Source organism: Pseudomonas sp. Z1-12 (assembly GCF_051132015.1).
GTDB lineage: Bacteria > Pseudomonadota > Gammaproteobacteria > Pseudomonadales > Pseudomonadaceae > Aquipseudomonas > Aquipseudomonas zanjanensis.
Genome location: NZ_CP071647.1, coordinates 6,671,013 through 6,692,896, shown reverse-complemented (window position 1 = coordinate 6,692,896; position 21,884 = coordinate 6,671,013). Strand labels below are relative to the sequence as shown.

At 60.5% G+C, this 21,884-nt stretch carries 20 protein-coding genes; 8 read left to right on the top strand and 12 right to left on the bottom strand.

The genetic code is table 11. From position 1 onward, the window contains the following. The first annotated feature begins 110 nt into the window (after positions 1 to 110). Complete coding sequence (gene cfaB, locus J3P85_RS29315) at positions 111 to 1,298, top strand: C17 cyclopropane fatty acid synthase CfaB (protein WP_434573446.1); 1,188 nt, start codon at positions 111 to 113, stop codon at positions 1,296 to 1,298. Here cfaB and cls read toward each other — a convergent pair. Continuing rightward, complete coding sequence (gene cls, locus J3P85_RS29310; protein WP_434704372.1) at positions 1,295 to 2,734, bottom strand: cardiolipin synthase; 1,440 nt, start codon at positions 2,732 to 2,734, stop codon at positions 1,295 to 1,297. The genes cfaB and cls overlap by 4 nt on opposite strands. Positions 2,735 to 2,875: 141 nt before the next feature. Here cls and J3P85_RS29305 point away from each other — a divergent pair, with 141 nt between their 5' ends. Then, the gene (locus J3P85_RS29305; protein WP_434704371.1) at positions 2,876 to 3,397 is read left to right on the top strand and encodes a DUF3617 domain-containing protein; all 522 of its coding nucleotides are present in this window, start codon (positions 2,876 to 2,878) and stop codon (positions 3,395 to 3,397) included. 92 nt (positions 3,398 to 3,489) lie between these two features. Here the strand turns inward: J3P85_RS29305 and J3P85_RS29300 are convergent, their stop codons facing one another. The 5 genes from J3P85_RS29300 to J3P85_RS29280 all read right to left on the bottom strand — a co-directional run bounded on the left by J3P85_RS29300 (position 3,490) and on the right by J3P85_RS29280 (position 7,315). Continuing rightward, a complete protein-coding gene (locus tag J3P85_RS29300; protein ID WP_186706501.1) occupies positions 3,490 to 4,365 on the bottom strand; it encodes a metal ABC transporter substrate-binding protein in 876 nt (291 codons plus the stop codon). 11 nt (positions 4,366 to 4,376) lie between these two features. Beyond that, positions 4,377 to 5,243, bottom strand: a complete 867-nt coding sequence (locus tag J3P85_RS29295) for a metal ABC transporter permease (protein WP_434573454.1) — start codon at positions 5,241 to 5,243, stop codon at positions 4,377 to 4,379. After that, positions 5,243 to 5,911, bottom strand: coding sequence for a metal ABC transporter ATP-binding protein (locus tag J3P85_RS29290; protein WP_434704370.1), 669 nt, complete (start codon positions 5,909 to 5,911; stop codon positions 5,243 to 5,245). Before J3P85_RS29290 ends, J3P85_RS29295 begins: the two co-directional genes overlap by 1 nt. Further along, entirely contained in the window at positions 5,908 to 6,804 is an 897-nt protein-coding gene (gene folE2 / locus J3P85_RS29285) for a GTP cyclohydrolase FolE2 (RefSeq protein ID WP_434704369.1), read from the bottom strand. The genes J3P85_RS29290 and folE2 overlap by 4 nt, the downstream gene beginning before the upstream one ends. Positions 6,805 to 6,922: 118 nt before the next feature. Then, on the bottom strand, positions 6,923 to 7,315 hold the full coding sequence (locus J3P85_RS29280) for a glutamine synthetase (RefSeq protein WP_434704368.1): 393 nt from the start codon (positions 7,313 to 7,315) through the stop codon (positions 6,923 to 6,925). 143 nt (positions 7,316 to 7,458) lie between these two features. Here J3P85_RS29280 and zigA point away from each other — a divergent pair, with 143 nt between their 5' ends. Then, a complete protein-coding gene (zigA, locus tag J3P85_RS29275) occupies positions 7,459 to 8,667 on the top strand; it encodes a zinc metallochaperone GTPase ZigA (RefSeq protein WP_434704367.1) in 1,209 nt (402 codons plus the stop codon). Next, positions 8,667 to 9,317 (top strand): DUF1826 domain-containing protein, encoded by a 651-nt coding sequence (locus tag J3P85_RS29270; protein WP_434704366.1) that lies wholly within the window; start codon positions 8,667 to 8,669, stop codon positions 9,315 to 9,317. The genes zigA and J3P85_RS29270 overlap by 1 nt, the downstream gene beginning before the upstream one ends. Here the strand turns inward: J3P85_RS29270 and J3P85_RS29265 are convergent. Next, complete coding sequence (locus J3P85_RS29265; protein WP_434704365.1) at positions 9,314 to 9,667, bottom strand: NADH:ubiquinone oxidoreductase; 354 nt, start codon at positions 9,665 to 9,667, stop codon at positions 9,314 to 9,316. The genes J3P85_RS29270 and J3P85_RS29265 overlap by 4 nt on opposite strands. Positions 9,668 to 9,694: 27 nt before the next feature. Here J3P85_RS29265 and J3P85_RS29260 point away from each other — a divergent pair, with 27 nt between their 5' ends. Continuing rightward, on the top strand, positions 9,695 to 10,660 hold the full coding sequence (locus tag J3P85_RS29260) for a CobW family GTP-binding protein (protein ID WP_434704364.1): 966 nt from the start codon (positions 9,695 to 9,697) through the stop codon (positions 10,658 to 10,660). 12 nt (positions 10,661 to 10,672) lie between these two features. Here the strand turns inward: J3P85_RS29260 and J3P85_RS29255 are convergent, their stop codons facing one another. Continuing rightward, positions 10,673 to 11,095, bottom strand: coding sequence for a DUF3301 domain-containing protein (locus J3P85_RS29255; RefSeq protein WP_250965395.1), 423 nt, complete (start codon positions 11,093 to 11,095; stop codon positions 10,673 to 10,675). Between the two features lie 119 nt (positions 11,096 to 11,214). On the opposite strand from J3P85_RS29255, the gene pdxY reads away from it, so the two are divergent. Further along, positions 11,215 to 12,087 carry a pyridoxal kinase PdxY gene (gene pdxY / locus J3P85_RS29250; RefSeq protein ID WP_434704363.1) on the top strand — a complete coding sequence of 291 codons (873 nt, stop codon included), beginning with the start codon at positions 11,215 to 11,217 and terminating at the stop codon, positions 12,085 to 12,087. 139 nt (positions 12,088 to 12,226) lie between these two features. Here the strand turns inward: pdxY and J3P85_RS29245 are convergent, their stop codons facing one another. After that, positions 12,227 to 12,712, bottom strand: coding sequence for an acyl-CoA thioesterase (locus J3P85_RS29245; RefSeq protein WP_047226692.1), 486 nt, complete (start codon positions 12,710 to 12,712; stop codon positions 12,227 to 12,229). Positions 12,713 to 12,990: 278 nt separating this feature from the next. Here J3P85_RS29245 and J3P85_RS29240 point away from each other — a divergent pair, with 278 nt between their 5' ends. Further along, positions 12,991 to 14,754 (top strand): cation:proton antiporter, encoded by a 1,764-nt coding sequence (locus J3P85_RS29240; protein ID WP_186728409.1) that lies wholly within the window; start codon positions 12,991 to 12,993, stop codon positions 14,752 to 14,754. 13 nt (positions 14,755 to 14,767) lie between these two features. Here the strand turns inward: J3P85_RS29240 and J3P85_RS29235 are convergent, their stop codons facing one another. From J3P85_RS29235 to uvrD, 3 genes are all read right to left on the bottom strand, one after another. Continuing rightward, positions 14,768 to 15,175, bottom strand: coding sequence for an SMI1/KNR4 family protein (locus J3P85_RS29235; RefSeq protein ID WP_003187120.1), 408 nt, complete (start codon positions 15,173 to 15,175; stop codon positions 14,768 to 14,770). A gap of 140 nt (positions 15,176 to 15,315) precedes the next feature. Next, a complete protein-coding gene (locus tag J3P85_RS29230; protein WP_186728407.1) occupies positions 15,316 to 16,191 on the bottom strand; it encodes a Tim44 domain-containing protein in 876 nt (291 codons plus the stop codon). 304 nt (positions 16,192 to 16,495) lie between these two features. Then, positions 16,496 to 18,679: a DNA helicase II gene (gene uvrD / locus J3P85_RS29225; RefSeq protein WP_434704362.1), complete on the bottom strand. Its 2,184-nt coding sequence runs from the start codon at positions 18,677 to 18,679 to the stop codon at positions 16,496 to 16,498. 261 nt (positions 18,680 to 18,940) lie between these two features. On the opposite strand from uvrD, the gene J3P85_RS29220 reads away from it, so the two are divergent. Continuing rightward, positions 18,941 to 21,811 carry a putative bifunctional diguanylate cyclase/phosphodiesterase gene (locus J3P85_RS29220; RefSeq protein WP_434704361.1) on the top strand — a complete coding sequence of 957 codons (2,871 nt, stop codon included), beginning with the start codon at positions 18,941 to 18,943 and terminating at the stop codon, positions 21,809 to 21,811. Positions 21,812 to 21,884 lie beyond the last annotated feature (73 nt).

The window sequence follows — 21,884 nt, the reverse complement described above, 5'->3', positions numbered from 1 at the left end:
CAGGGAGTGATATGGGACAGCGATAGAAAAAGGCTATAAATTCGATAGCCAGCTATTTTTCTAACATGGTCTACCCTCATTTCAGACGTCTGAAACAAGGGGGATTATCCATGCTCGCGCAACTTCCACCGGCCTTACAGAATCTGCATCTCCCGCTTCGGCTGCGGCTCTGGGATGGCCATGAATTTTCATTGGGTGCCGATCCCAGCGTCACGATTGTGGTCAAGGACCCACAAATGGTCGCGCAATTCACCCACCCCAGCCTGGACGCATTGGGGGCGGCGTTTGTCGAAGGCAAGCTGGAACTCGAAGGTTCGATCCACGAAGTCATTCGGGTCTGCGATGAATTGAGCCAGGCATTGGTGGAGGATGATGCCGGTAACCAGCCGGTACGTTCGGTCCACGACAAGGAAACCGACGCCAAGGCGATCTCCTACCACTACGATCTTTCCAATGCGTTCTATCAGCTGTGGCTCGACAGTGACATGGTCTATTCCTGCGCCTACTTCGAGACGGGCAGCGAAACCCTCGAACAGGCCCAGCAAGCCAAATTCCGTCATCTGTGCCGCAAGCTGCGATTGCAGCCAGGCGACTACCTGCTGGACGTCGGTTGCGGTTGGGGTGGTCTGGCGCGATACGCCGCGCGGGAGTTCGGTGCCAAGGTCTTCGGTATCACCCTGAGCAAGGCGCAGTTGGCCCTGGCCCGGGAACGGGTCAAGGCCGAAGGCCTGGAGGGTCAGGTCGAATTGCAACTGCTGGATTACCGCGACCTGCCCCAGGACGGTCGCTTCGACAAAGTGGTCAGTGTCGGCATGTTCGAGCATGTCGGTCATGCCAACCTCGAGCAGTACTGCAAGACGTTGTTCGGCGCCGTGCGAGAGGGCGGGTTGGTGATGAACCATGGCATCACCGCCAAGCACACCGACGGGCGTCCGGTCGGTCGCGGCGCTGGCGAGTTCATCGAGAAGTACGTATTCCCCAACGGTGAGTTGCCGCACCTGTCGATGATTTCCGCGCAGATCAGCGAAGCCGGGCTAGAAATTGTCGACGTGGAAAGCCTGCGCATGCACTACGCACGCACCCTCGATCACTGGAGTGAACGCCTGGAGGACAACCTTGAGGCGGCGTCCAAGGAAGTGTCGGAGCAGGCGTTACGGATCTGGCGACTGTACCTGGCCGGCTGCGCCTACGCGTTCGCCAAGGGCTGGATCAATCTGCACCAGATCCTGGCGGTGAAGGCACACGCCGACGGCAGTCACGAGTTGCCCTGGACCCGGGACGATCTCTACGTCCCTTAAAGGATCGGCGAAATAAGCCGGGCGATCCGCATGCCGATCTTCTGCAGGCGGTGGGTCTCCCGGCTTTCCTGTTTGTCGATTTCCTGGGCCCGGGCGAAGTCTTCTTCAAGCATCTGCTCGACCTCGCTGGCGAACGGAATATCCACGGTGAGCAGCATGACTTCGAAGTTCAAGCGGAACGAACGGTTGTCCAGGTTCGCACTGCCGATGGCGCTGATTTCCCGGTCGATCAGCACCACTTTCTGGTGCAGGAAACCCGGCGCATAACGGAACACCCGTACGCCGGCCCGAACCGCTTCAAATGCATACAGGCTGGACGCTGCGTAGACGATCTTGTGATCGGGCCGCGAGGGCAGCAGGATGCGCACATCCACGCCGCGCAGTACCGCCAGGCGTAAGGCGGCGAACACCGCTTCGTCGGGGATGAAGTATGGTGTGGTGATCCACACGCGTTCGCTGGCGGCGTGAATGGCCTCGACAAAAAACAACGAGCAGGTTTCATAGTCATCGGCCGGGCCGCTGGCCAGCAATTGGCACAATACGCCCTCGTCTGGATAGCTGTCTGGCAGGATCAATGGAGGCAGCGAACGGGCCGCCCAGAACCAATCTTCGGCGAACGACTCCTGCATGCTTGCCACCACCGGCCCGCGCACTTGGACGTGGGTGTCGCGCCACGGCGCCAAGGGTGGTTTTTCGCCCAGGTATTCGTCACCGACGTTGTGCCCGCCGACGAACCCCAGCACGCCGTCCACAACGACGATTTTGCGATGGTTGCGAAAGTTGACCTGGAACCGATTGAGCCAGCCACTGCGGGTGGCGAACGCTTTTACATGGACGCCGCCGTCGCGCAAGGCTTGCACATAACGGTGGGGCAGGGAGTGGCTGCCGATACGGTCGTAGAGCAGATACACCGCCACGCCTTCGGCGGCTTTTTTCAAGAGCAGTGTTTGTAGGCGTTGACCGAGAAGGTCGTCATGGATGATGAAAAACTGAATCAGCACGGCCTGTCGTGCCTGGTCGATGGCCTGGAAAATCGCTTCGAACGTGGCGTGGCCGTTGACGAGCAACCGCACCTGGTTATTCGCCAGGCACGGCGCGCGCCCCAGTTTCGGCATGGCCCGCAATGAAGCGTAGGCCTGGGAGGCGCGAGCGGTCAGGGCTTCTTCGACCCACGGCCGCCAGTTCAGCTCGGAGATCGCCTTGCGCATTTCCTCGTTGGCTTGCCGGCGCGCCTTGATGTAGCCATCGAAGGTGCTGCGGCCGAACACCAGATATGGAATCAACGTCAGGTAGGGAATGAACGTCAGCGACAGGGCCCAGGCAATCGAGCCTTGGGCGGTGCGTACCGTCAGTACGGCATGGACAGCGGCGATGGAACCCAGGGTGTGCAGCAGCGCGATCAGGTAACCGAAAACATGCGGGCCGAAATAATCCATGGGGCAGCCTTGCTCCTGAAGTTTCAATGCTTAACAGACCATGTTCCAAGGTGAATGTCGCTATTTAATTCACAGGTCTTGGCCCTGAACCGAAGCCTGTCGGTGGCGTCTAACGGCCACTTGTCCTCTGGAGTTTATGCAATGAATGTTCGTCTGCTGGGTGTGGCCTTGGCGATGGGTTTGTCGGTTCCGATGGCGGCTCAGGCGCAGATGCTCCAGCCGGGTTTGTGGGAATTGACCACTAGCAACATGAAGGTCGATAACCAGAACCTGCCGGACCTGCAACTGATCCTCGGCCAGTTGCAAACCCAGATGACCCCGGAGCAACGGGCGATGCTGGAAAAGCAGGGGATCACCATGGGCGGTAAAGGCATTCGCGTGTGCCTGACCCCGGCGCAGGTGCAGACCAATGATATTCCGCTGCAAGACCCGCAATCGGGTTGCAAACAGCAGATCACCGATCGCACCGGCAATCAGTGGAAGTTTCGCTTCAGTTGCCCGAAAGCCCAGGGGAACGGGATCGCTACGTTCCAGAGCGATCGTGAATTCACCACCAAGGTCAACGGTACTTTTAACGCCACCGGCATCCAGCAGAACGGCAGCCTCGACACGCGCGCGGTGTGGCTGGGGCAGGATTGCGGAACGGTCAAGCCGAGGGCTTGACCATTTCAGGCGACAGCAACCCTGTGGCGAGGGAGCTTGCTCCCGCTGGGCTGCGCAGCAGCCCCACGCTCCCCACCCTTTATACAACCTGATCACGGCCGACTCAGGGCTTCATACAACGTATTGAGGTTGTACTCGAACAGGCCAGTGAACGTACTGGCCGGTCCGCTGGCGGCGAGTGCATCGGAGTACAGCGTGCCGCCGATGTGGGCGCCGCTCTCATCGGCGATCTGCTTGAGCAGGCGCGCGTCCTTGATGTTTTCCATGAACACCGCTTTGACCTTCGCCTGCCGGATCTGGGTAATCAGCGCCGCGACTTCTGCCGCCGATGGTTCGCGCTCGGTGGACAAACCCTGGGGCGCCATGAACTCGATGCCATAGGCCTGGCCCAGGTAACCGAATGCATCGTGGGACGTCACGATCTTGCGATTACCGGCAGGCAATGCGCCGAGCTTGGCCTTGGCTTCGGCGAGCAGCGCGTAGATCTTCTTCAGGTACGCCTGGCTGTTGCGTTCGTAATCGGCTTTGTTGGCCGGGTCGGCCGCTTCCAGTGCCTTGGTGATGTTGCTGACGTACAGCTCGGCGTTCGCCAGGTTGTGCCACGCGTGCGGATCGGGAATGGTCTCGCCATCCTCATCCAACGACCGCGGGATAACGCCGCGGCTGGCGCTGATCACCGGGGCGCTGGTTTCGGTGCTGGTCACCAGGCGGTCCAGCCACGGCTCGAAGCCCAAGCCATTCTTGATGATCAGTTTTGCCTTGAGTAATGCCTTGGCATCGTCTGGCGTGGGTTCGTAGGTGTGTGCATCGGCGTCCGGCCCGACCATGTTGGTGATTTGGATATGCTCACCGCCGACCTGCCGGGTCATGTCGGCGAGGATACTGAAGCTGGTCACGACCTGGAGTTTTTCGGCGGCGGACAGGGACATGGACAGCATCAGACTGAGTAGCACGAGCAGAACGCGCATCGGGAGACACCTCATTGGGATGTGAGCAAAGGCGGGCGGCGCAGCAAACCGTGCACCGGACCGAACACCACCGACAACAGATACAACACGCCTGCCACCAGAATGATGGACGGCCCGCTGGGCAGTGAGTAATAGAAGGACAGCAACAGGCCAAGCCAGACTGAGAGGCAACCGAGCAGCCCGGCGATGAGCATCAGCAGCGGCAGACGACGACTCCAGAATCGCGACGCGGCGGCCGGCAGCATCATCAGGCCGACCACCATCAGTGCGCCGATGGCCTGGAAGCCGATCACCAGGTTCAGCACCACCAAGGTCAGGAACACGCCATGGGCCAACGGGCCAAGACGACTGACGGTTTGCAGGAATAGCGGGTCGAGGGTATCGAGCAGCAACGGTCGATAGATCAACGCCATCGCCACCAGGCTCGCGCCGGAAACCCACAGCATGCCGTTGAGTGTCGGTCCGTCTACCGCCAAGGCCGAGCCGAACAGCAGGTGAAGCAAGTCCAGGCGTTTACCCGCCATGCCAAGGATCAGCACACCCGCGGCCAAGGAAATGGGATAAATCGCCGCGAGGCTGGCGTCCTCTCGCAGGCCGGTGCGGCGGGTAATCCAGGCGGCGAGTCCGGCCATGCTCAAGCCCGCGCCCAGGCCGCCAATGGTCAACGCTGGCAGGCTTAGTCCGGCAAACCAGAAGCCCAAGGCGGCGCCAGGCAAAATGCCGTGAGCCACCGCGTCACCAATCAAGCTCATGCGCCGAAGAATCAAGAACACACCCAACGGCGCCGTGCTGCAAGCCAACACCAGGCCGCCCAGCAAGGCCCGACGCATAAAGACAAACTCCAGGAAGGGTTGCCAGAAATGCGTGGCCGTGAGCATCAAGCCACCCACGTTTGGGGTTGTTGGGCAATCAAGTCGATACTGCGACCCAGCACGCAGCCAGTGTTTTTGATCAGCAGCGTATGGGGGACATGTTGGCGTACCGCCGCCAAATCATGACACACCACCACGATCGTTCTGCCCGCGGCATGCCAGCGTTGAATGTGTTTCCACAGGAGCGCCTGGCCTTGTTCGTCGAGGGCGGCGTGGGGTTCGTCGAGCAACAGCAAGGGCGCTTCGGCCAGGCTCAGGCGAGCGAGCAGGGCCCGTTGCAACTCGCCCCCGGACAAAGCCATCAAGGGACGATGTTCAAGGCCGCTCAGTGCCCAATCCTTGAGTACGGTTTGCAGCAACTGTCTTCGCATCGCAGGCGTGTGCCGATTGCCCCAGGAACCGGCGGCCACCAGTTCTTGCAAGCTGATGGGAAATTGCCGATCCAGATGTTGCTGCTGTGGCATGAATGAGACGCCACCACGTCGTGGAACATTCAGGGTGACCTTGCCGGAGAGCGGTTTTTGCAGCCCTGCGAGCACTTTCAGCAAAGTGCTTTTGCCCGAGCCGTTGGCACCGATGATGGCGGTGAGGCTGCCTTCCGGACGCTCCATGGCGAGCGGCGGCGTGAGCGGTTGGCCGGAAATGCCCCAGCGCAGTGCTTGGCAGTTGATCATGATGGGTCTCGGGTCCAGCGGCTTTGAGCCACGGCGTCATGGGCATGGAGGCTTTCGGCATGAACGACGCGTACCTCCAGGGCAGTGATCCCGGGGGACCGGGCCAGGGCCGTACTCAGTCGCCGCGCAGCGTCTTCGCAGAACATCAGGTTTTGGCCGTTGGCCAGGGCGAATGCTTGTTCATCGGCGCGTTTGACGGCGGTCTGCACAGCGGTGCCGAGGGCTGCTTCGGCTTCGTCGATGAACGACTGTAGGGGCAATTCCTCAACATCGGCGTCCAGGCGCAGGGTCAGGGTCGCGGTACTGCGCTGGCTATGAGGGGTGGCGACGATGCCCTTCGATGAACCCAACCAAGCCAGGATTTCAGCATGCTCGAGTTTCTTGTTGGCGAAGTCGTCGACGAATTGCTGCTGAATCAACTGCCGGGAAAGCGCTGCCGAGCATGGGCAAGTCGAGGAATAGGGAATCTGGATTTTCAGTTCCACGTGGAACATTGTGCTTTTCAAGTGCGCTTCAATGCTCACCGGATAGCCTTTCCAGCCCATCAACGGGCTGATTAACGCCGGACGCTTGAGCAGCAGATCGGTGTGCACGCTGAGCGAAGCCGCAACGGACAAACCTTCATGACTGTCGAGGAATTGCTCCAGGATTTGGCGCATCAGCGATGGTGAAAGCGGCCTTTCCTCAAGCAACCCTAGCGCCAGGTATAAACGTGACATGTGGATACCGCGCGCTTCACCGTCATCAAGGCTGACGCCGGCGTCGGCCGTTGCACTTAGACGCTGACCGTCAATCAACACCGGTGTGGCGATGCCACACATGCCCACCCAATCAAGGGGCAGGGTTTGACGTGAAACCTGCGCAGCCACGTCGGGCAGCGTTAACGCATTCATGGTTAAGGCCCATCGAAGGTTCAAAAACTAGATGTTATATTATAACGGTAAGGTTAAAGAAGCCTTTTCCAATGAAAGGAGTTTCATCTTCTTAAACGTTCACGTTCCACGTGAAACATCAGCGCGGTGAAGCCTGACAACCGTTCATACGGCCGCATACAAATGACCCGCCGCTACCGCCCGAGCTTGAAAAGCGATTAAGGGTTGTCCAGCCCACACGCCGGCTGTAGCCAACCCAACTTTCTCCATCCGATGCGAGGCCCGTAAAGAACGTAAGCTGACCGTAACGGCTGTTTGTTTGCGCCCAATAGCGGCGACTGGCGGCTTCAAAACCGCGTAGATAAATCGTCTTTCCCGCAGTCGCGACGCTGTAGGCATTGCCTTGGCCATCCACGCAGGCCAGCAAACTCGCGCTTCGGGTGCAGTTCGCCAAAGGTGGACTTTGAGCCGCCGCACTCAGCGTCCATAACAACAGCGGACCCGCCAAAACAAATTTCAGATGGTTGCGCATGGATTGATCTCGGACCAATGAGAGCCGGCGGGGCTGGTTGAATTGTGTTGTTATACTATAACATAAAAAGAACCAGGCCCTGAACCCAGCCAAACCCAGGAAACGAGCCGTCGTCGAAGCGGCCGCCCGATGAGGATATACCGATGCCCAACCGCCTTCCCGTAACCGTGCTTTCCGGATTTCTCGGTGCCGGTAAAAGCACGCTGCTCAACCACGTCCTGCGTAATCGCGACAATTTGCGGGTCGCCGTAATCGTCAACGATATGAGCGAAATCAACATCGATGGCGGCGAAGTCCAGCGAGATGTCACCCTGAGTCGTTCCGAAGAGAAATTGGTCGAGATGAGCAACGGCTGCATCTGCTGCACGCTGCGTGAGGACTTGCTTGAAGAAGTCGGGCAGCTCGCCAGGGAAGGGCGTTTCGATTACCTGTTGATCGAATCCACGGGGATCTCCGAGCCGTTGCCCGTGGCGGAAACTTTCACGTTTCGTGATGAAGAAGGCCGAAGCCTGGCCGACGTGGCGCGGCTCGACACCATGGTCACGGTGGTTGATGGGGTGAACTTCCTGTTGGATTACCAAGCTGCCGAAAGCCTGGCCTCAAGGGGCGAAACCTTGGGAGACGAGGATGAGCGCTCGATCACCGATTTGCTGATCGAACAGATCGAGTTTGCCGACGTCATTCTGATCAGCAAAATCGACTTGATCAGCCAACACGAGCGGGAGGAGTTGAGCGCGATTCTGCGGCGCCTCAACGCCCAGGCACAGATCATTCCCATGGTCATGGGGCAGGTGCCCCTGGGCCGAATTCTCGACACGGGGCTTTTTGATTTTGAACGCGCCGCCCAGGCGCCCGGCTGGCTACAGGAACTGCGTGGCGAGCATGTGCCAGAAACCGAGGAATATGGCATCGCCTCGACTGCCTACCGTGCCCGCCGGCCGTTCCATCCCCAACGCTTCTTCAGCTTCATCGACCGTCCGTGGCCCAACGGCAAACTCCTGCGCTCCAAGGGTTTTTTCTGGCTGGCCAGCAAGCCTGAGGAGGCGGGCAGTTGGTCCCAGGCGGGAGGCTTGATGCGGCATGGCTTCGCCGGGCGCTGGTGGCGGTTCGTGCCGAAGAATCAATGGCCGCAGGATGAAGAGAGCACGACGACAATCATGAAGAACTGGCTGGCCGCCACGGGCGATTGTCGCCAGGAACTGGTCTTCATTGGCCAGGACATCGATTTTGCCCAACTTACCGCTGAGCTGGACGATTGCCTGCTCACCGATGCGGAAATGGCCCTCGGCGTCGAAAGCTGGCGGCTGTTGCCCGATCCGTTCGGCCCATGGCATGAAGAGGTCGCAGCGTGATGTTGGCGCCGACTTTGAAAAAAATGATGCAGGTCCGGCAGGTCCAAGGCGACACGCCAGGAATCTTCACGAAGATCCTGGATGACGGCACCAACCTGGCGGTCTGGCAGCGGCAGCTTCCTGCACACATCGGCGATTTTGCCGCCATGGTGCTGGCGATGGACCAGCCACTGGCCGAATCCCGTGTGCTCGACTTGCCAGAGGAAGACACCCAGCCGGCGCTGCACGGCCTGGCTGCAGGTTTCAGCGACCTGCAGGGCTATGAAGGCTTTATCGCCGATGTTTCCTGGCTCGTCAGTGCGTTTGCCTGCCTGCTGGGCGCCCAACGTGTCGGTTTGCGTCTACGCACCCTGGATAAGGCCATGTGCCCGCGCTTCCATGTCGACCACGTGCCGGTGCGGTTGCTGACTACCTATGCGGGTGTCGGCAGCCAGTGGCTCAAGGAGGAGGCCATGGACCGCCGGCGCCTGGCACAGCCTGAAGCCGGGCCGGTTGATCCGCGCGTGATCCAGCAGTTTGGTTGCGGTGATGTCGGCTTGCTTAAAGGCGAGAAATGGCACGGTAATGAGGGGTTTGGCCTGATCCATCGATCACCGGAACTCGCGCCGGGAGAGCGTCGATTGATTCTCACCCTGGACTGGCTGGCTTAAGGCTTGAGCCAGGTGCCTTGGCTCTGCCCTTCGCAAAAGGGCTGTAGATAAGCGGCATCGGTCGCCACGCCGTAATAGTGAATATCCTGGCGGTAAGGCATATTGGCGACCTGGGCGTTGCTGCACACGCCGAACGCGCCGCCAGGGCATTGATCGACGTATTGCACCTCGACTTTCTGACCGGCAAGGTTTGGCTGGCAGAAACCGTCGGCAAACAGCTTCTGCGGGATGTTGCGGTTCTGCTGGCAGACTTTCACATCCAGTCGTTCCGCCTGGCTGTGGACCACGCAAGCCTGGGCCAATGCTTGGTTCGAAGTCAGTGCCAGAAACAACCAGGCGATCATTCGCATCTTCACCTCCATCGAAAGTCGTCGATTATGTTGCAGCACATTCCCACCCATGTCATCGCCGGTCCCTTGGGCGCCGGCAAGACCAGCCTGATCAGGCATCTGCTGGCCCAACGCCCGGCCAATGAGCGCTGGGCGGTGCTGAACAATGAGTTTGGCCAGATCGGCCTGGATGCCGCGCTGCTGACCCAGGCTGGCGATGGTATCGCACTGGGCGAAGTGGCCGGCGGCTGCTTGTGTTGCGTCAACGGCGCGCCGTTTCAGATCGGTCTTGGGCGTTTGCTGCGCAAGGCCAGGCCCGATCGGCTGTTCATCGAACCCTCGGGCCTGGGTCATCCGGCGCAGTTGATGCGGCAGTTGAGCGAAGCGCCATGGCTCGGCGTGCTGGCGGTGCAACCCTGTGTGCTGGTGTTGGATGCCCGGGCGATGGCGGACGGCAAGCCCTTGCCCGATGCACAGCAACAAGCCTTGGCGGATGCCGGACTGCTGGTGCTGAACAAATCCGAGACCCTCACCCAAGCCGACCGCGAACGGTTGACGGCGCAACTGCCAGGGCGGGCGTTGTACTGGACGCAACAAGCTGCGCTGCCGATCGATCGATTGCCAGGCCTTGCGGCTCGGGGCAGTGGGGCTGTGGATAACTTGAATCTACCGAAGCGCTTGGGCCAGATACCGGCCATCTGGTCCGACCCGACGATGCCGATCTGCTTGTATCAGCAGCAGGAAGGTGGCTGGAGTATTGGTTGGCGCTGGCACCCCAGCCAGCAATTCGACGCAGCGGCATTGACGCGATGGCTACAAGGCCACGACTGGAAACGGGCGAAGATGGTTATCCACAGCCTCGACGGCTGGGTTTCAGCCAATGCGCTGGAGGGGGCGGTGCTTAGTTGGCAAGCCAGCGAGTGGCGCCAGGATTCTCGGATCGAGCTGATTTTCGATCAGCCGCAAGACGTCGATCACCTGCAAGCCGGTCTGGCGAACTGCCGGTGTGCCTGAATCAACGCTGTTTCAAGGCTTCCACTTGTTGTGTTCCTGGCGCCACTGGCTCAACTCGATGACTTCAGCCCTGGGCCTGGTCTGGACCGGTTCAATGGGCGTTGGCGGTGTTTCTTCGAACGGCATCGGGTAGGGCGCCAGTTCTATGTGGGCGCTGTGGGCACCGAACTGGGTGATGGTGCCCGAATGGCGGCTTTCGCCGGTGACGGTGAACTCGAAGGTGTAGACGCGAGCCAGGCGTCGTCGACCATTGGCGTCCTTTACGAAGCCGATTTTTTTCAGCGCCACGTTGCCATCCAGCAGCTCGATCTTGAGATTGGCGCAATGCTGCATGACCCTCGCCAACGCCCGTTCGCGCAAGCCATGGTTGTGCCACAGCCAGGCGCCGCCGCTGGCCAGCAGCATCAGCACGAAAATGTTTCCAAGGGTCAGCATGAACGAAGTGCTCCGACAAGTTGCTGCCAGCTTAACTGTCTCGCCGGTCTGTCGTACAGGCTGCGTTTAGTCGCATACTGCGCGGCTTGAATTTCAATCGTTTTACGGAAACTTCCCGCATGAAACGTACGCCTCATCTGCTTGCCATTCAGTCCCACGTGGTGTTCGGGCACGCCGGCAATAGCGCCGCAGTGTTTCCGATGCAGCGGGTCGGTGTGAACGTCTGGCCGCTCAATACCGTGCAATTTTCCAATCACACCCAGTACGGCCAATGGACCGGCGAGGTGCTGGCGCCCGAGCAAATACCTGCATTGGTAGAAGGCATCGCCGCCATCGGTGAGCTGGGGCATTGCGATGCGGTGTTATCCGGTTACCTGGGCAGCGCGGCCCAGGGGCGGGCGATTCTGACGGGCGTGGCGCGGATCAAGGCGGCCAATCCAAAGGCGCTGTACCTGTGTGACCCGGTCATGGGGCATCCAGAGAAGGGCTGTATCGTGGCGCCCGAGGTAAGCAAATTCCTCTTGGAAGAAGCCGCTGCCGTGGCGGACCTCATGTGCCCGAACCAATTGGAACTGGACAGTTTTTCCGGGCGCAAGGCGAAGTCGTTGCTGGACTGCCTGGCGATGGCTCGCGCACTGCTGGCCCGTGGGCCGAAAGCGGTGCTGGTCAAGCACTTGGCGTACCCCGGCAAACCCGATGACAGCTTCGAAATGCTGTTGGTGACCGCCGAGGGCAGTTGGCACCTGCGCCGTCCACTGTTGGCTTTCCCGCGCCAGCCGGTGGGTGTGGGTGACCTGACCTCGGGGTTGTTCCTGGCACGGATACTGTTGGGGGACAGCCTAGTGGCGGCGTTCGAATTCACCGCCGCTGCGGTGCACGAAGTGCTGCTGGAAACCCAGGCCTGCACAAGCTATGAACTTGAACTGGTCCGTGCCCAGGACCGGATCGCCCATCCACGGGTGCGGTTCGAGGCGGTGCCGATCAGCCTCTGATCGCCCCTGTGGAAATGCTGCAAAACCCCTGTGGGAGTGAGCTTGCTCGCGATAGCAGCCGATCAGTCAATACTGATGCTGACTGACACACCGCCATTGCGAGCAAGCTCGCTCCCACAGTTGATTTTTCATTGACCGATTAAGGCCCGTCCGCCTTGATCTCCTGGTAGCGCCTCTCCAGTTCCTGGCGAATCTGCCGCCGTTGCTGGGCTTGTTCGTAGCGGCGCTTTTCTTCGCTGTTTTGCGGCTGCAAGGGCGGCACGGCAGCGGGTTTGCGCTGGTCATCCACTGCAACCATGGTGAAGAAGCAACTGTTGGTGTGGCGCACCGAGCGTTCGCGAATATTTTCGGTCACGACTTTGATGCCCACTTCCATCGACGTGTTGCCGGTGTAGTTCACCGAGGCCAGGAAGGTCACCAGCTCGCCGACATGAATCGGCTCGCGGAAGATCACCTGGTCAACCGACAGGGTCACCACGTAGCGCCCGGCGTAACGGCTGGCGCAGGCGTAGGCGACTTCATCGAGGTATTTGAGCAAGGTGCCGCCATGGACATTGCCAGAGAAGTTGGCCATATCGGGGGTCATCAACACTGTCATCGACAGCTGGGCGTTTCCGGGTTCCATAACGTACTCACGGTTCAAGGCAGTCATTCGGGAGTGCACCTCTGCGGATGCTGGGGAGTGGCCTGCAAACAGGTCACCCCGTTTTAAAAACCACCGATATCGGGACGCTGCGCCTGTGCTTACCGTCACGCGCCGATGGATCTGTTTCCATATATTGCACCGTCTTTTTGTCGGAAGTCGCGGTGTTACCCTTCAAAAGCCCTTTGCGAGGGCAATTCCTACAGCGGAAACGGATTTCTCCAGCTCGGCCGTGCGTCATTTGAACAGGGAGCCCCGACATGCATGCCATCAGTTTCATCCAGGATCTGGCGATCATCATGATGGCTGCGGGGCTGGTAACCGTACTCTTTCATCGTTTCAAACAACCGGTGGTACTGGGCTATATCGTGGCCGGCTTCATCATTGGCCCGCACACGCCGCCGTTTGGTTTTATCCACGACGAAGACACGATCAAGACCCTGGCCGAGCTCGGGGTGATCTTCCTGATGTTTTGCCTGGGGCTGGAATTCAGCCTGCGCAAACTGTTCAAGGTTGGCGCCACGGCCTTCATCGCGGCGTTCCTCGAAATCGTGTTGATGATCTGGATCGGCTATGAAATCGGTCGCTGGTTCGAGTGGAGCACCATGGACTCGCTGTTTTTGGGCGCGATCCTGGCCATTTCCTCCACCACCATCATCGTCAAGGCCCTCAACGACCTGAAGATGAAAAACGAGCGCTTCGCGCAGTTGATCTTCGGGGTGTTGATCGTCGAGGACATCCTCGGTATCGGCATCATCGCCTTGCTGTCGAGCATTGCCGTCAGCGGCACCGTGAGCTCCGGCGAGGTGTTTTCCACCGTCGGCAAGTTGTCGCTGTTCATGATCGTCGCGTTGGTCATCGGCATTCTGCTGGTGCCGAGGTTGCTGGCCTACGTGGCGAAGTTCGACAGCAACGAAATGCTGCTGATCACCGTACTGGGCCTGTGTTTCGGCTTCTGCCTGCTGGTGGTGAAGCTGGAATACAGCATGGTGCTCGGGGCGTTCCTGATCGGCGCAATCATGGCCGAGTCCCGGCAACTGCTGAAGATCGAGCGGTTGGTGGAGCCGGTGCGTGATCTGTTCAGCGCGATCTTCTTTGTCGCCATCGGGCTGATGCTCGATCCGGCGATATTGCTGCAATACGCCTGGCCGATTGCGGTGATTACGGGCGCCGTGGTGCTAGGCAAGATGTTGTCCTGCGGCCTCGGTGCCTTTATCGCCGGCAACGATGGACGCACCTCGTTGCGCGTTGGGATGGGGCTTTCGCAGATCGGCGAATTCTCCTTCATCATCGCGTCGCTGGGGATGACCTTGCAGGTCACCAGCGATTTCCTCTACCCGGTAGCGGTCGCCGTCTCGGTGCTGACCACACTGCTGACGCCTTACTTGATTCGGGCCGCCGACCCGCTGTCCGTCAAGTTGGCAACGGCCATGCCGCAACGGCTGACGCGAGTGCTAGGGATGTATGGCGAATGGCTGCGTAGCATCCAGCCCCACGGCGAAGGCGCGATGCTGGCGTCGATGATCCGGCGGATTCTCCTGCAGGTCGGCGTCAACCTGGCGTTGGTCATCGCCATTTTTGTCTCGGGGGGATATTTCGCCGAGCGGATGTCGGCTTACCTGCAAGCCTGGATCAGCGATCCGAGCTGGCAAAAAGCATTGATCTGGGGCGGAGCGTTACTGCTGTCGCTGCCGTTCCTGATCGCCGCTTATCGCAAGCTCAAGGCGCTGTCGATGCTGCTGGCGGAGATGGGCGTGAAGCCGGAGATGGCTGGCCGCCACACCCAGCGCGTGCGCCGGGTGATCGCCGAAGTGATCCCGATTCTCTCGCTGCTGGTGATCTTCCTGCTATTGGCAGCCTTGTCGGCCAGCATCCTGCCGACCAACAAGTTGCTCGTACTGATCGCCGTGGTGGCGACTGCCGTGGCGGCACTGCTCTGGCGCTGGTTCATCCGCTTGCATACGCGGATGCAGGTGGCCTTGCTTGAAACCCTGGACAACCACAAGGAGTCGTCCGGGCATTGACCGGCGGCGGGGCTCAGCTTTCCAGCCAGACGTCCCGGGCCCAGTGCCAGACCGATTCCCAGGTTTCCTCGGCGATCAGTTCTTCTTCGGCTTGCCACAACACCACCGTGCCGTCCTCTTCGACGCAGTAATAATCATCGCCGTCCTGGCAGATCGGGATCAGGCTGCGGTCGACACCAGCATCCCAGGCATTGGCGGCCACATCCGGCAGGTAGGTGTGGGACTGTGGATCGGTGACGGTTACCGGTTCCAGGCTGCCGTAGACGACGTCGCTGACGGTCAGCAAAAACTCCCTGAAGACGAACGGGATATCGATGAACAGCTGCTCTTCGATCTCTACCAGCAAGTCTTCGTCGGGCAATTCCAGCGGGACCGGTACGGGCTCGTTGGCTTCACGCAATTGTTCGATGATTTCTTCCACGTCCGGGGATCCTCTTTCTCGATGGCGCGGTTTTATATGGAGCGGTTTATACAGTAGCTCGCTATAGATGCAACCGCGAAATAGAAAACCCCGGCCTGAGCCGGGGTTCTTTTATTTCAACATGCAAAACCGGTAAAGGTTCAACCGTTCTGGCGGATACCGGCCACCAGCCAAGGCTGGTCATCGCCCTGGGCACGTTCCATGTTCCAGCTTTCGCTGAACGCTTCGCCCTTGTCGAAGCGAGAATCCTTCGACAGACCGCTGAAGGTCAGGGTGGCGATGGTCTTGTCGGCGCGATCGTCGACACCATCCAGTTGCACCTGGAGGTTGTCGATGTAGGTGGACTGGAAGCCGTCACCCAGTTCGGCCCGTTCGCGCTTGAGGAATTCCAGCAATTGCGGGGTGACGAACTCAGAGATCTTGTCCATCTCGTTCGCGTCCCAATGCTGCTGCAGGGCCATGAAGTGGTTGCGCGCGGCTTCGATGAAGCGTTGTTCATTGAACCAGGCCGGCGCATTGATCACCGGACGAGCGGCCACAGGCGCTGCCGAACCACCGAAGATCGAACCGCTGGCAGGCTGCTGATTGAACACTTCACGCTGCATCGGCGCGTGGCCAGCTGGAGCGAGTTGCTCCTGCTGCTTGCGACGACGAGCGGCAATGAAGCGGAAGACCAGGAAGGCGATGACCGCCATGATCAGGATGTCGAAGATCTGCATGCCCTGGAAGCCGTCACCCATGAACATGGAGGCGAGCAGGCCACCGGCAGCGATGCCGGCCAGGGGGCCGAGCCAGCGCGACGCGCCGCTGGCCTTGGTGGCAGCGCCCGCGGCACCGGCCGCGCCTGCGGTGGCAGCGGTAGAGCCGGCGGCAGAAGACGGCGCCATCTGGCTGGTCTGGTGAGTCGGGGCTGCTCCCGAGCTTTTACCACCGCCAAAGCGCTTGGCGGCATTGGCGTCGATGGCCATCGTCAGGCCGATGCACAACGCCATGGCGATGCTAAGAAAACGTTTCATATAAAGGCATTCCCATTTGTGGATAGCACGCGCGCCATGTTGCACAGCAGAACTGTTGCTGGCTAGCAGCAGAGTGTTTCGGGCTTTTGCGTGACAGGTGAGGTTCAGCTTCAGCTGCGCAAGAAAGCTTGTTCGCTTTGGGCTGTAGGAAAGAGGAACAAGTTCTATCGGAAATGTTTGGCATCCCCAAAACAACCTGTGGGAGCGAGCTTGCTCGCGATAGCAGTGTGTCAGTCAGCAACTATAGTGACTGATCCACCGCTATCGCGAGCAAGCTCGCTCCCACAGAGTTCCTACAAGGCCTTTAGATCGCTTCGAGCTTGGCATACCCCAGCATCAGCCACTTGCTGCCTTCGCTGAAATTCACCTGCACCCGGGCCTGGGCGCCGGCGCCTTCGAAGTTGAGGATAACGCCGTCGCCGAATACCGAATGCCGCACGGTCTGGCCGAGGCTGAAGCCGGTTTCCGGGATATCGCTGCCGCCAAACAGGCTGCTGGTGCTTTGTTGCTGGCCGCCGCCGAACGGCCGGCTGACACTGTTGGACAGCCGCACTTCCTGGATCAAGCCCTTCGGCACTTCACGTACGAAGCGCGACACCTTGTTGTAGGTCTCGCTGCCATACAAGCGTCGGGTTTCGGCGTAGGTCATGACCAGGTTCTGCATGGCGCGGGTGATGCCGACATAGGCCAGGCGTCGTTCCTCTTCCAGGCGTCCCGGCTCTTCCAGGCTCATCTTGTGGGGGAACAGGCCTTCTTCCATGCCTACGAGAAACACGTAGGGGAATTCCAGGCCCTTGGCGCTGTGCAGGGTCATCAGCTGGATGCTGTCTTCATGTTCGTCGGCCTGGGTGTCGCCGGCCTCCAGCGAGGCGTGACCGAGGAAGGCCGACAGGGGCGACAGGTCTGCATCTTCTTCGGTGTTCTCGAAGTTGCGCGCGGCGCTGACCAGTTCCTCGAGGTTTTCCACCCGGGCCTGGCCTTTCTCGCCTTTTTCCGCTTCGTGGTAGGCGATCAGGCCGGACTGCTCGATGACAGTCTGGGTCATCAAGTGCAGGGGCATTTCCCCACACTTGGCGGCCAGGTCTTCGATCAGGTCCATGAAGGCCTTCAGGGCACCGGCGGCGCGACCGGTCACGCCTTTGTTGGTGACCAGCTGGCGCATGGCTTCCCACATGGACACATGGCTGTGGCGCGCGTGATCGCGAATCGCCTCGACGGTTTTCTCGCCAATGCCCCGCGTCGGCACGTTGATGACCCGCTCCAGGGCCGCGTCGTTGCCCCGACCTTCGATCAGGCGCAGATAGGCCATGGCGTTCTTGATTTCCGCACGTTCGAAGAAGCGCTGGCCACCATAGATGCGGTAAGGGATCCGTTCGCGCAGCAAGGCCTCTTCCAGCACTCGCGACTGGGCGTTGGAACGGTACAGGATGGCAATGTCGCTACGGGCCAGGCCGGTTTTCAGCGCGCTCTCGATGGTTTCCACCACGTAGCGGGCTTCATCGTGTTCGTTGAAGGCGGCATAGAGGTTGATCGCTTCGCCTTCGCCGCCATCAGTCCACAGTTCCTTGCCCAGGCGCCCGGTGTTGTTGGCGATCAGGGCGTTGGCGGCTTTGAGGATGCCGGCGGTGGAGCGGTAGTTCTGTTCCAGGCGGATGACTTCGGCGTCGGGAAAGTCCGCCGAGTACTGGTGAATGTTCTCGATCTTGGCGCCGCGCCAGCCGTAGATCGACTGATCGTCGTCACCCACCACCATCAGGCTGTCGCCGCCCTTGGCGAGCAGGCGCAACCAGGCGTATTGCACGGCGTTGGTGTCCTGGAACTCGTCCACCAGTACATGCCGGAAGCGCTTTTGGTAGTGAGCCAGCAGGCCCGGGTGGTCGCGCCACAGGTCCAGGGCCCGCAGCAGCAGCTCGGAAAAGTCGATCACCCCGGCACGCTGGCACGCCGCCTCGTAGGCTTCGTAGATGCTGCGCATGGTCGCCAGGAACAGGTCGCCGCTGGCCTGGATATGCTGCGGGCGCAGGCCTTCGTCTTTCTGGCCGTTGATGAACCACTGGGCCTGGCGGGCCGGCCAGCGTTGTTCGTCCAGGCCCAGCTCGCGGATCACCCGCTTGACCAGGCGTTGCTGGTCGTCGCTGTCCAGGATCTGGAAGGTCTGGCTCAGCCCGGCCTCCTGCCAATGCGCCCGCAACAAGCGGTGCGCCAGGCCGTGGAAGGTGCCGACCCACATGCCGGCGGGGTTGATGCCCATCAGTTGTTCGATGCGATGGCGCATCTCGGCCGCGGCCTTGTTGGTGAACGTCACCGACAGGATCGAATGGGGCGAGGCGTTCTCGACCTGGATCAACCAGGCGATACGGTGCACCAGCACTCGGGTTTTACCGGAGCCGGCACCGGCCAGGACCAACTGACGACCCACGGAGGCGGCTACGGCCTGGCGTTGGGCATCGTTGAGGGAGTTCAGCAGAAGGGAGAGATCATCGCGCATCGGAGCATTCTAGGGTGCGGCGTCACCCCGGGCAAACCGAGCTTTGCATCGGCCGATAAAAGACCGTTTGGTGATGACCGGCGAGTCACGGGCTACAGGCGTTGGCGGGACTCGCTCGGGAGGGGCGCCATCCAATGAAATAGCGACTTTTTTCAATATTTTTATGAGCTGGGGCAGTGTGGGATGGCCCATGGCTTGTGTATGCTCGGCGCTTGTTTCGGGTTCTCCACGCTCCTCTCTATAAGAACAAGAACAGTGCCAATGACCCTCAATTCCGATCCGGCGGGCCCCTGTGTGGAACCGCGGGTCATCTGCAAGCAGTACGCCATGGAGATGGCGGTCGAGCGCACACGTCTGCTGTATCAGGGCTCACTGCTTCCTACATTGTTCATGCTGCTCAACGGTCTGGTCTGCGCCGCACTGTTATGGGAGCCGCGGCGCTATTTCCTGGTCAGCGTCTGGCTCGTCTGGCTGTTGTCACTGGTGGCGTTGCGGGTGATCCAGGTGGCGGCTTTCGATTCGGCAATGCCAAGCCGCCAGGCCCACCCGATCTGGTTGCGTATGTTTTTGCTGGGCTCGGCGATGACCGGTCTCACGCTGGCCGGTGCCGGCATCGCGTTGGTCCCGGCCGACAGCTTCCAGCAGCAGGCCTGGGTGTTCGGCCTGATAGGCGCCGCCGCGTTGTCGGCCAGTGTGGCCTATGCCGTGAGTCTTCCGGCGTTCCTGTCCTTTGCCTTGCCCTGCCTGTTACCGGCCATCGGCTATCTCTTCTGGGGCGGCGATGAGCAGCAAAGGGGCTGGGGCTGGCTCGGGCTGATTGTGTTGGTTTCCTTGAGCGTGGTGGCTTGGCAAGTCAACCGCCTGATTCAGAATGGCATGTTGCGCCGTTTCCAGAACCAGGCGTTGATCGAGCATCTGCAGCAAACCCAAACCCGCGGTGCGATGCTCAACGAGGCGCTGGGCCGGGAGGTTGAGCAACGGCGCTCGGCCGAGGAAAAATTGCGGGCGGCTCAGGTGGGCCTGGAGGCGCGGGTCGCGCAGCGCAGCCTTGAGCTGGAGGCCGCCAGCCAGGCCCTGAGCAAAAGCGAGGCGCGCCTGGCCCTGGCCCTCAAGGCCAGTGAGCTGGGGTTGTGGGATTGGAACCTGCAGACTGACGAAGTCCATCATACCCAGCTCAAGGAACTGTTCGGCCTGGAGCCCGAGTACATCACCGCCATGCTGACTCACCTCACGCCACGCTTGCATCCTCAAGACCTGCCGGCGCTCAAGCGGGCGCTGGTCGAACACCTCAAGGGCCGCAGCGAGGATTACCAGATCGAATATCGCGTGCGGCACGGCGATGGCCATTGGGTCTGGATCGAAGACCGTGGCCGGGCCGTGGAGCGCAGCGCCAGCGGACGGGTGCTGCGCATGGTCGGGACTCGGCGCGACATCAGCGCGAGCAAGGAACTCGAGCAGCAACGGCAGCTGGCGGCCACTGTGTTCGAGGCCGCCAGCGAAGGGATTGTGATTTTCGACCCCAACTATGTGCTGCTCGCGGCCAATCAAGCGTTCACGCGAGTCACCGGTTTCAATATCGATGACATGCTCGGGCGCAACGTCGTCAACCTGCCGTGCAGTCGCGACGCGCGCCGGCACTACCCCATCATTCGCCAAGCGCTCAAACAGCATGGCACCTGGCAGGGTGAGCTGGTGGAGGCGCGGGCCAACGGCGAGTTGTACCCGCAATGGCTACAACTGAACGTCGTGCGCGATGCTCGGGGAAATATCAGTCATATCGTGGGCTTTTTCGCCGATCTTTCGGCGCGCCGCGAATCCGAAGAGCGCATGCGCTACCTGACCCATTACGACGAGCTAACCGGGCTGGCGAATCGCTCGCTGTTCCGTGAGCGCCTGAACGAAGCTCATCAGCGGGTGCGCCAGGGTGGACGGCGTAGCCTGGCGTTGCTGCATATCAACCTGGACCGTTTCAAACTGCTCAACGATAGCCTGGGCCATGACATCGCTGACCAGTTGTTGCAGAAAATGGCGCGGCGCTTGATCAATGCACTGCCCGAGGCCGATACCATTGCCCGGTTATCCGGCGATGAGTTTGCGGTGTTGTTCGATGCCTACGGCAGCCTTTCCAGCCTGGCGCGGGTGGCGACCCGGCTGGCCGCCAAGCTGCGCGTGCCGCTGACCATCGAAGGTCATGAACTGGTGCTCAGTGCCTCCATCGGCGTCAGTTTGTTGCCGGACAACACGCGAGAAATTGCCACGCTGGTCAGCCAGGCGAACATGGCCATGCAGCACGCCAAGCACCTGGGGGGCAACAACTTCCAGTTCTACACCGAGAGCCTCCAGGCCAGCACGCTGGAGCGCCTGCAACTGGAAAACCAACTGCGCAAGGCCTTGGAAGAGCAACAACTGAAGGTCTTTTATCAGCCTAAGTTGTGCCTGGCCACCGGTCGCCTGAACGCCGCCGAGGCGCTGGTGCGTTGGGATCATCCGGCCATGGGCCGAGTCCCGCCGGGGGATTTCATCGGCTTGGCTGAAGAGACCGGGCTGATCGGACCGATTGGCGAGTTCGTGTTGCGCCAAGCCTGTTGGCAGGCGTGCGAATGGCAGCGCCAAGGGCTTGAGCCGATCAGGGTGTCGGTCAACCTGTCGGTGCATCAGTTGCGCCAGGGCAAGCTGGTCAGCCTGGTGCGACAAGTGCTGGAGGAAACCGGCCTGGCGCCCCAGTACCTGGAGCTGGAGTTGACCGAGAGCCAGTTGCTCGACAGCGTTGAACACATCATCGCCACGTTCCAGCAACTGCGTGACCTTGGGGTCAAGCTGGCGATCGACGATTTTGGCACCGGCTACTCATCCCTGAGCTACCTCAAGCGTATCCCGGTGGACTACGTGAAGATCGACCAGGCGTTCATTCGCGGGCTGGGCGAGGGCAGCGTGGATACCGCCATTACCCGGGCAATCATTGCAATGGCCCATGGCTTGTCGCTCAAGGTAGTGGCCGAGGGCGTTGAGCGCCAGGAGCAGCTTGAGTTCCTCAGGAACGAGGGTTGCGATGAGGTGCAGGGGTATCTGATCAGCCGGCCGGTGGAGGCTGACGGTTTGGCCGGGTTGTTGCGGGCGCAGCACCTGGGTTGAATTAACCTGAACGACGACGATAACTTCCCGGCAGACGACGAGCGCGTCTGCCGGGAAGTTGTTTGTGGGCGAA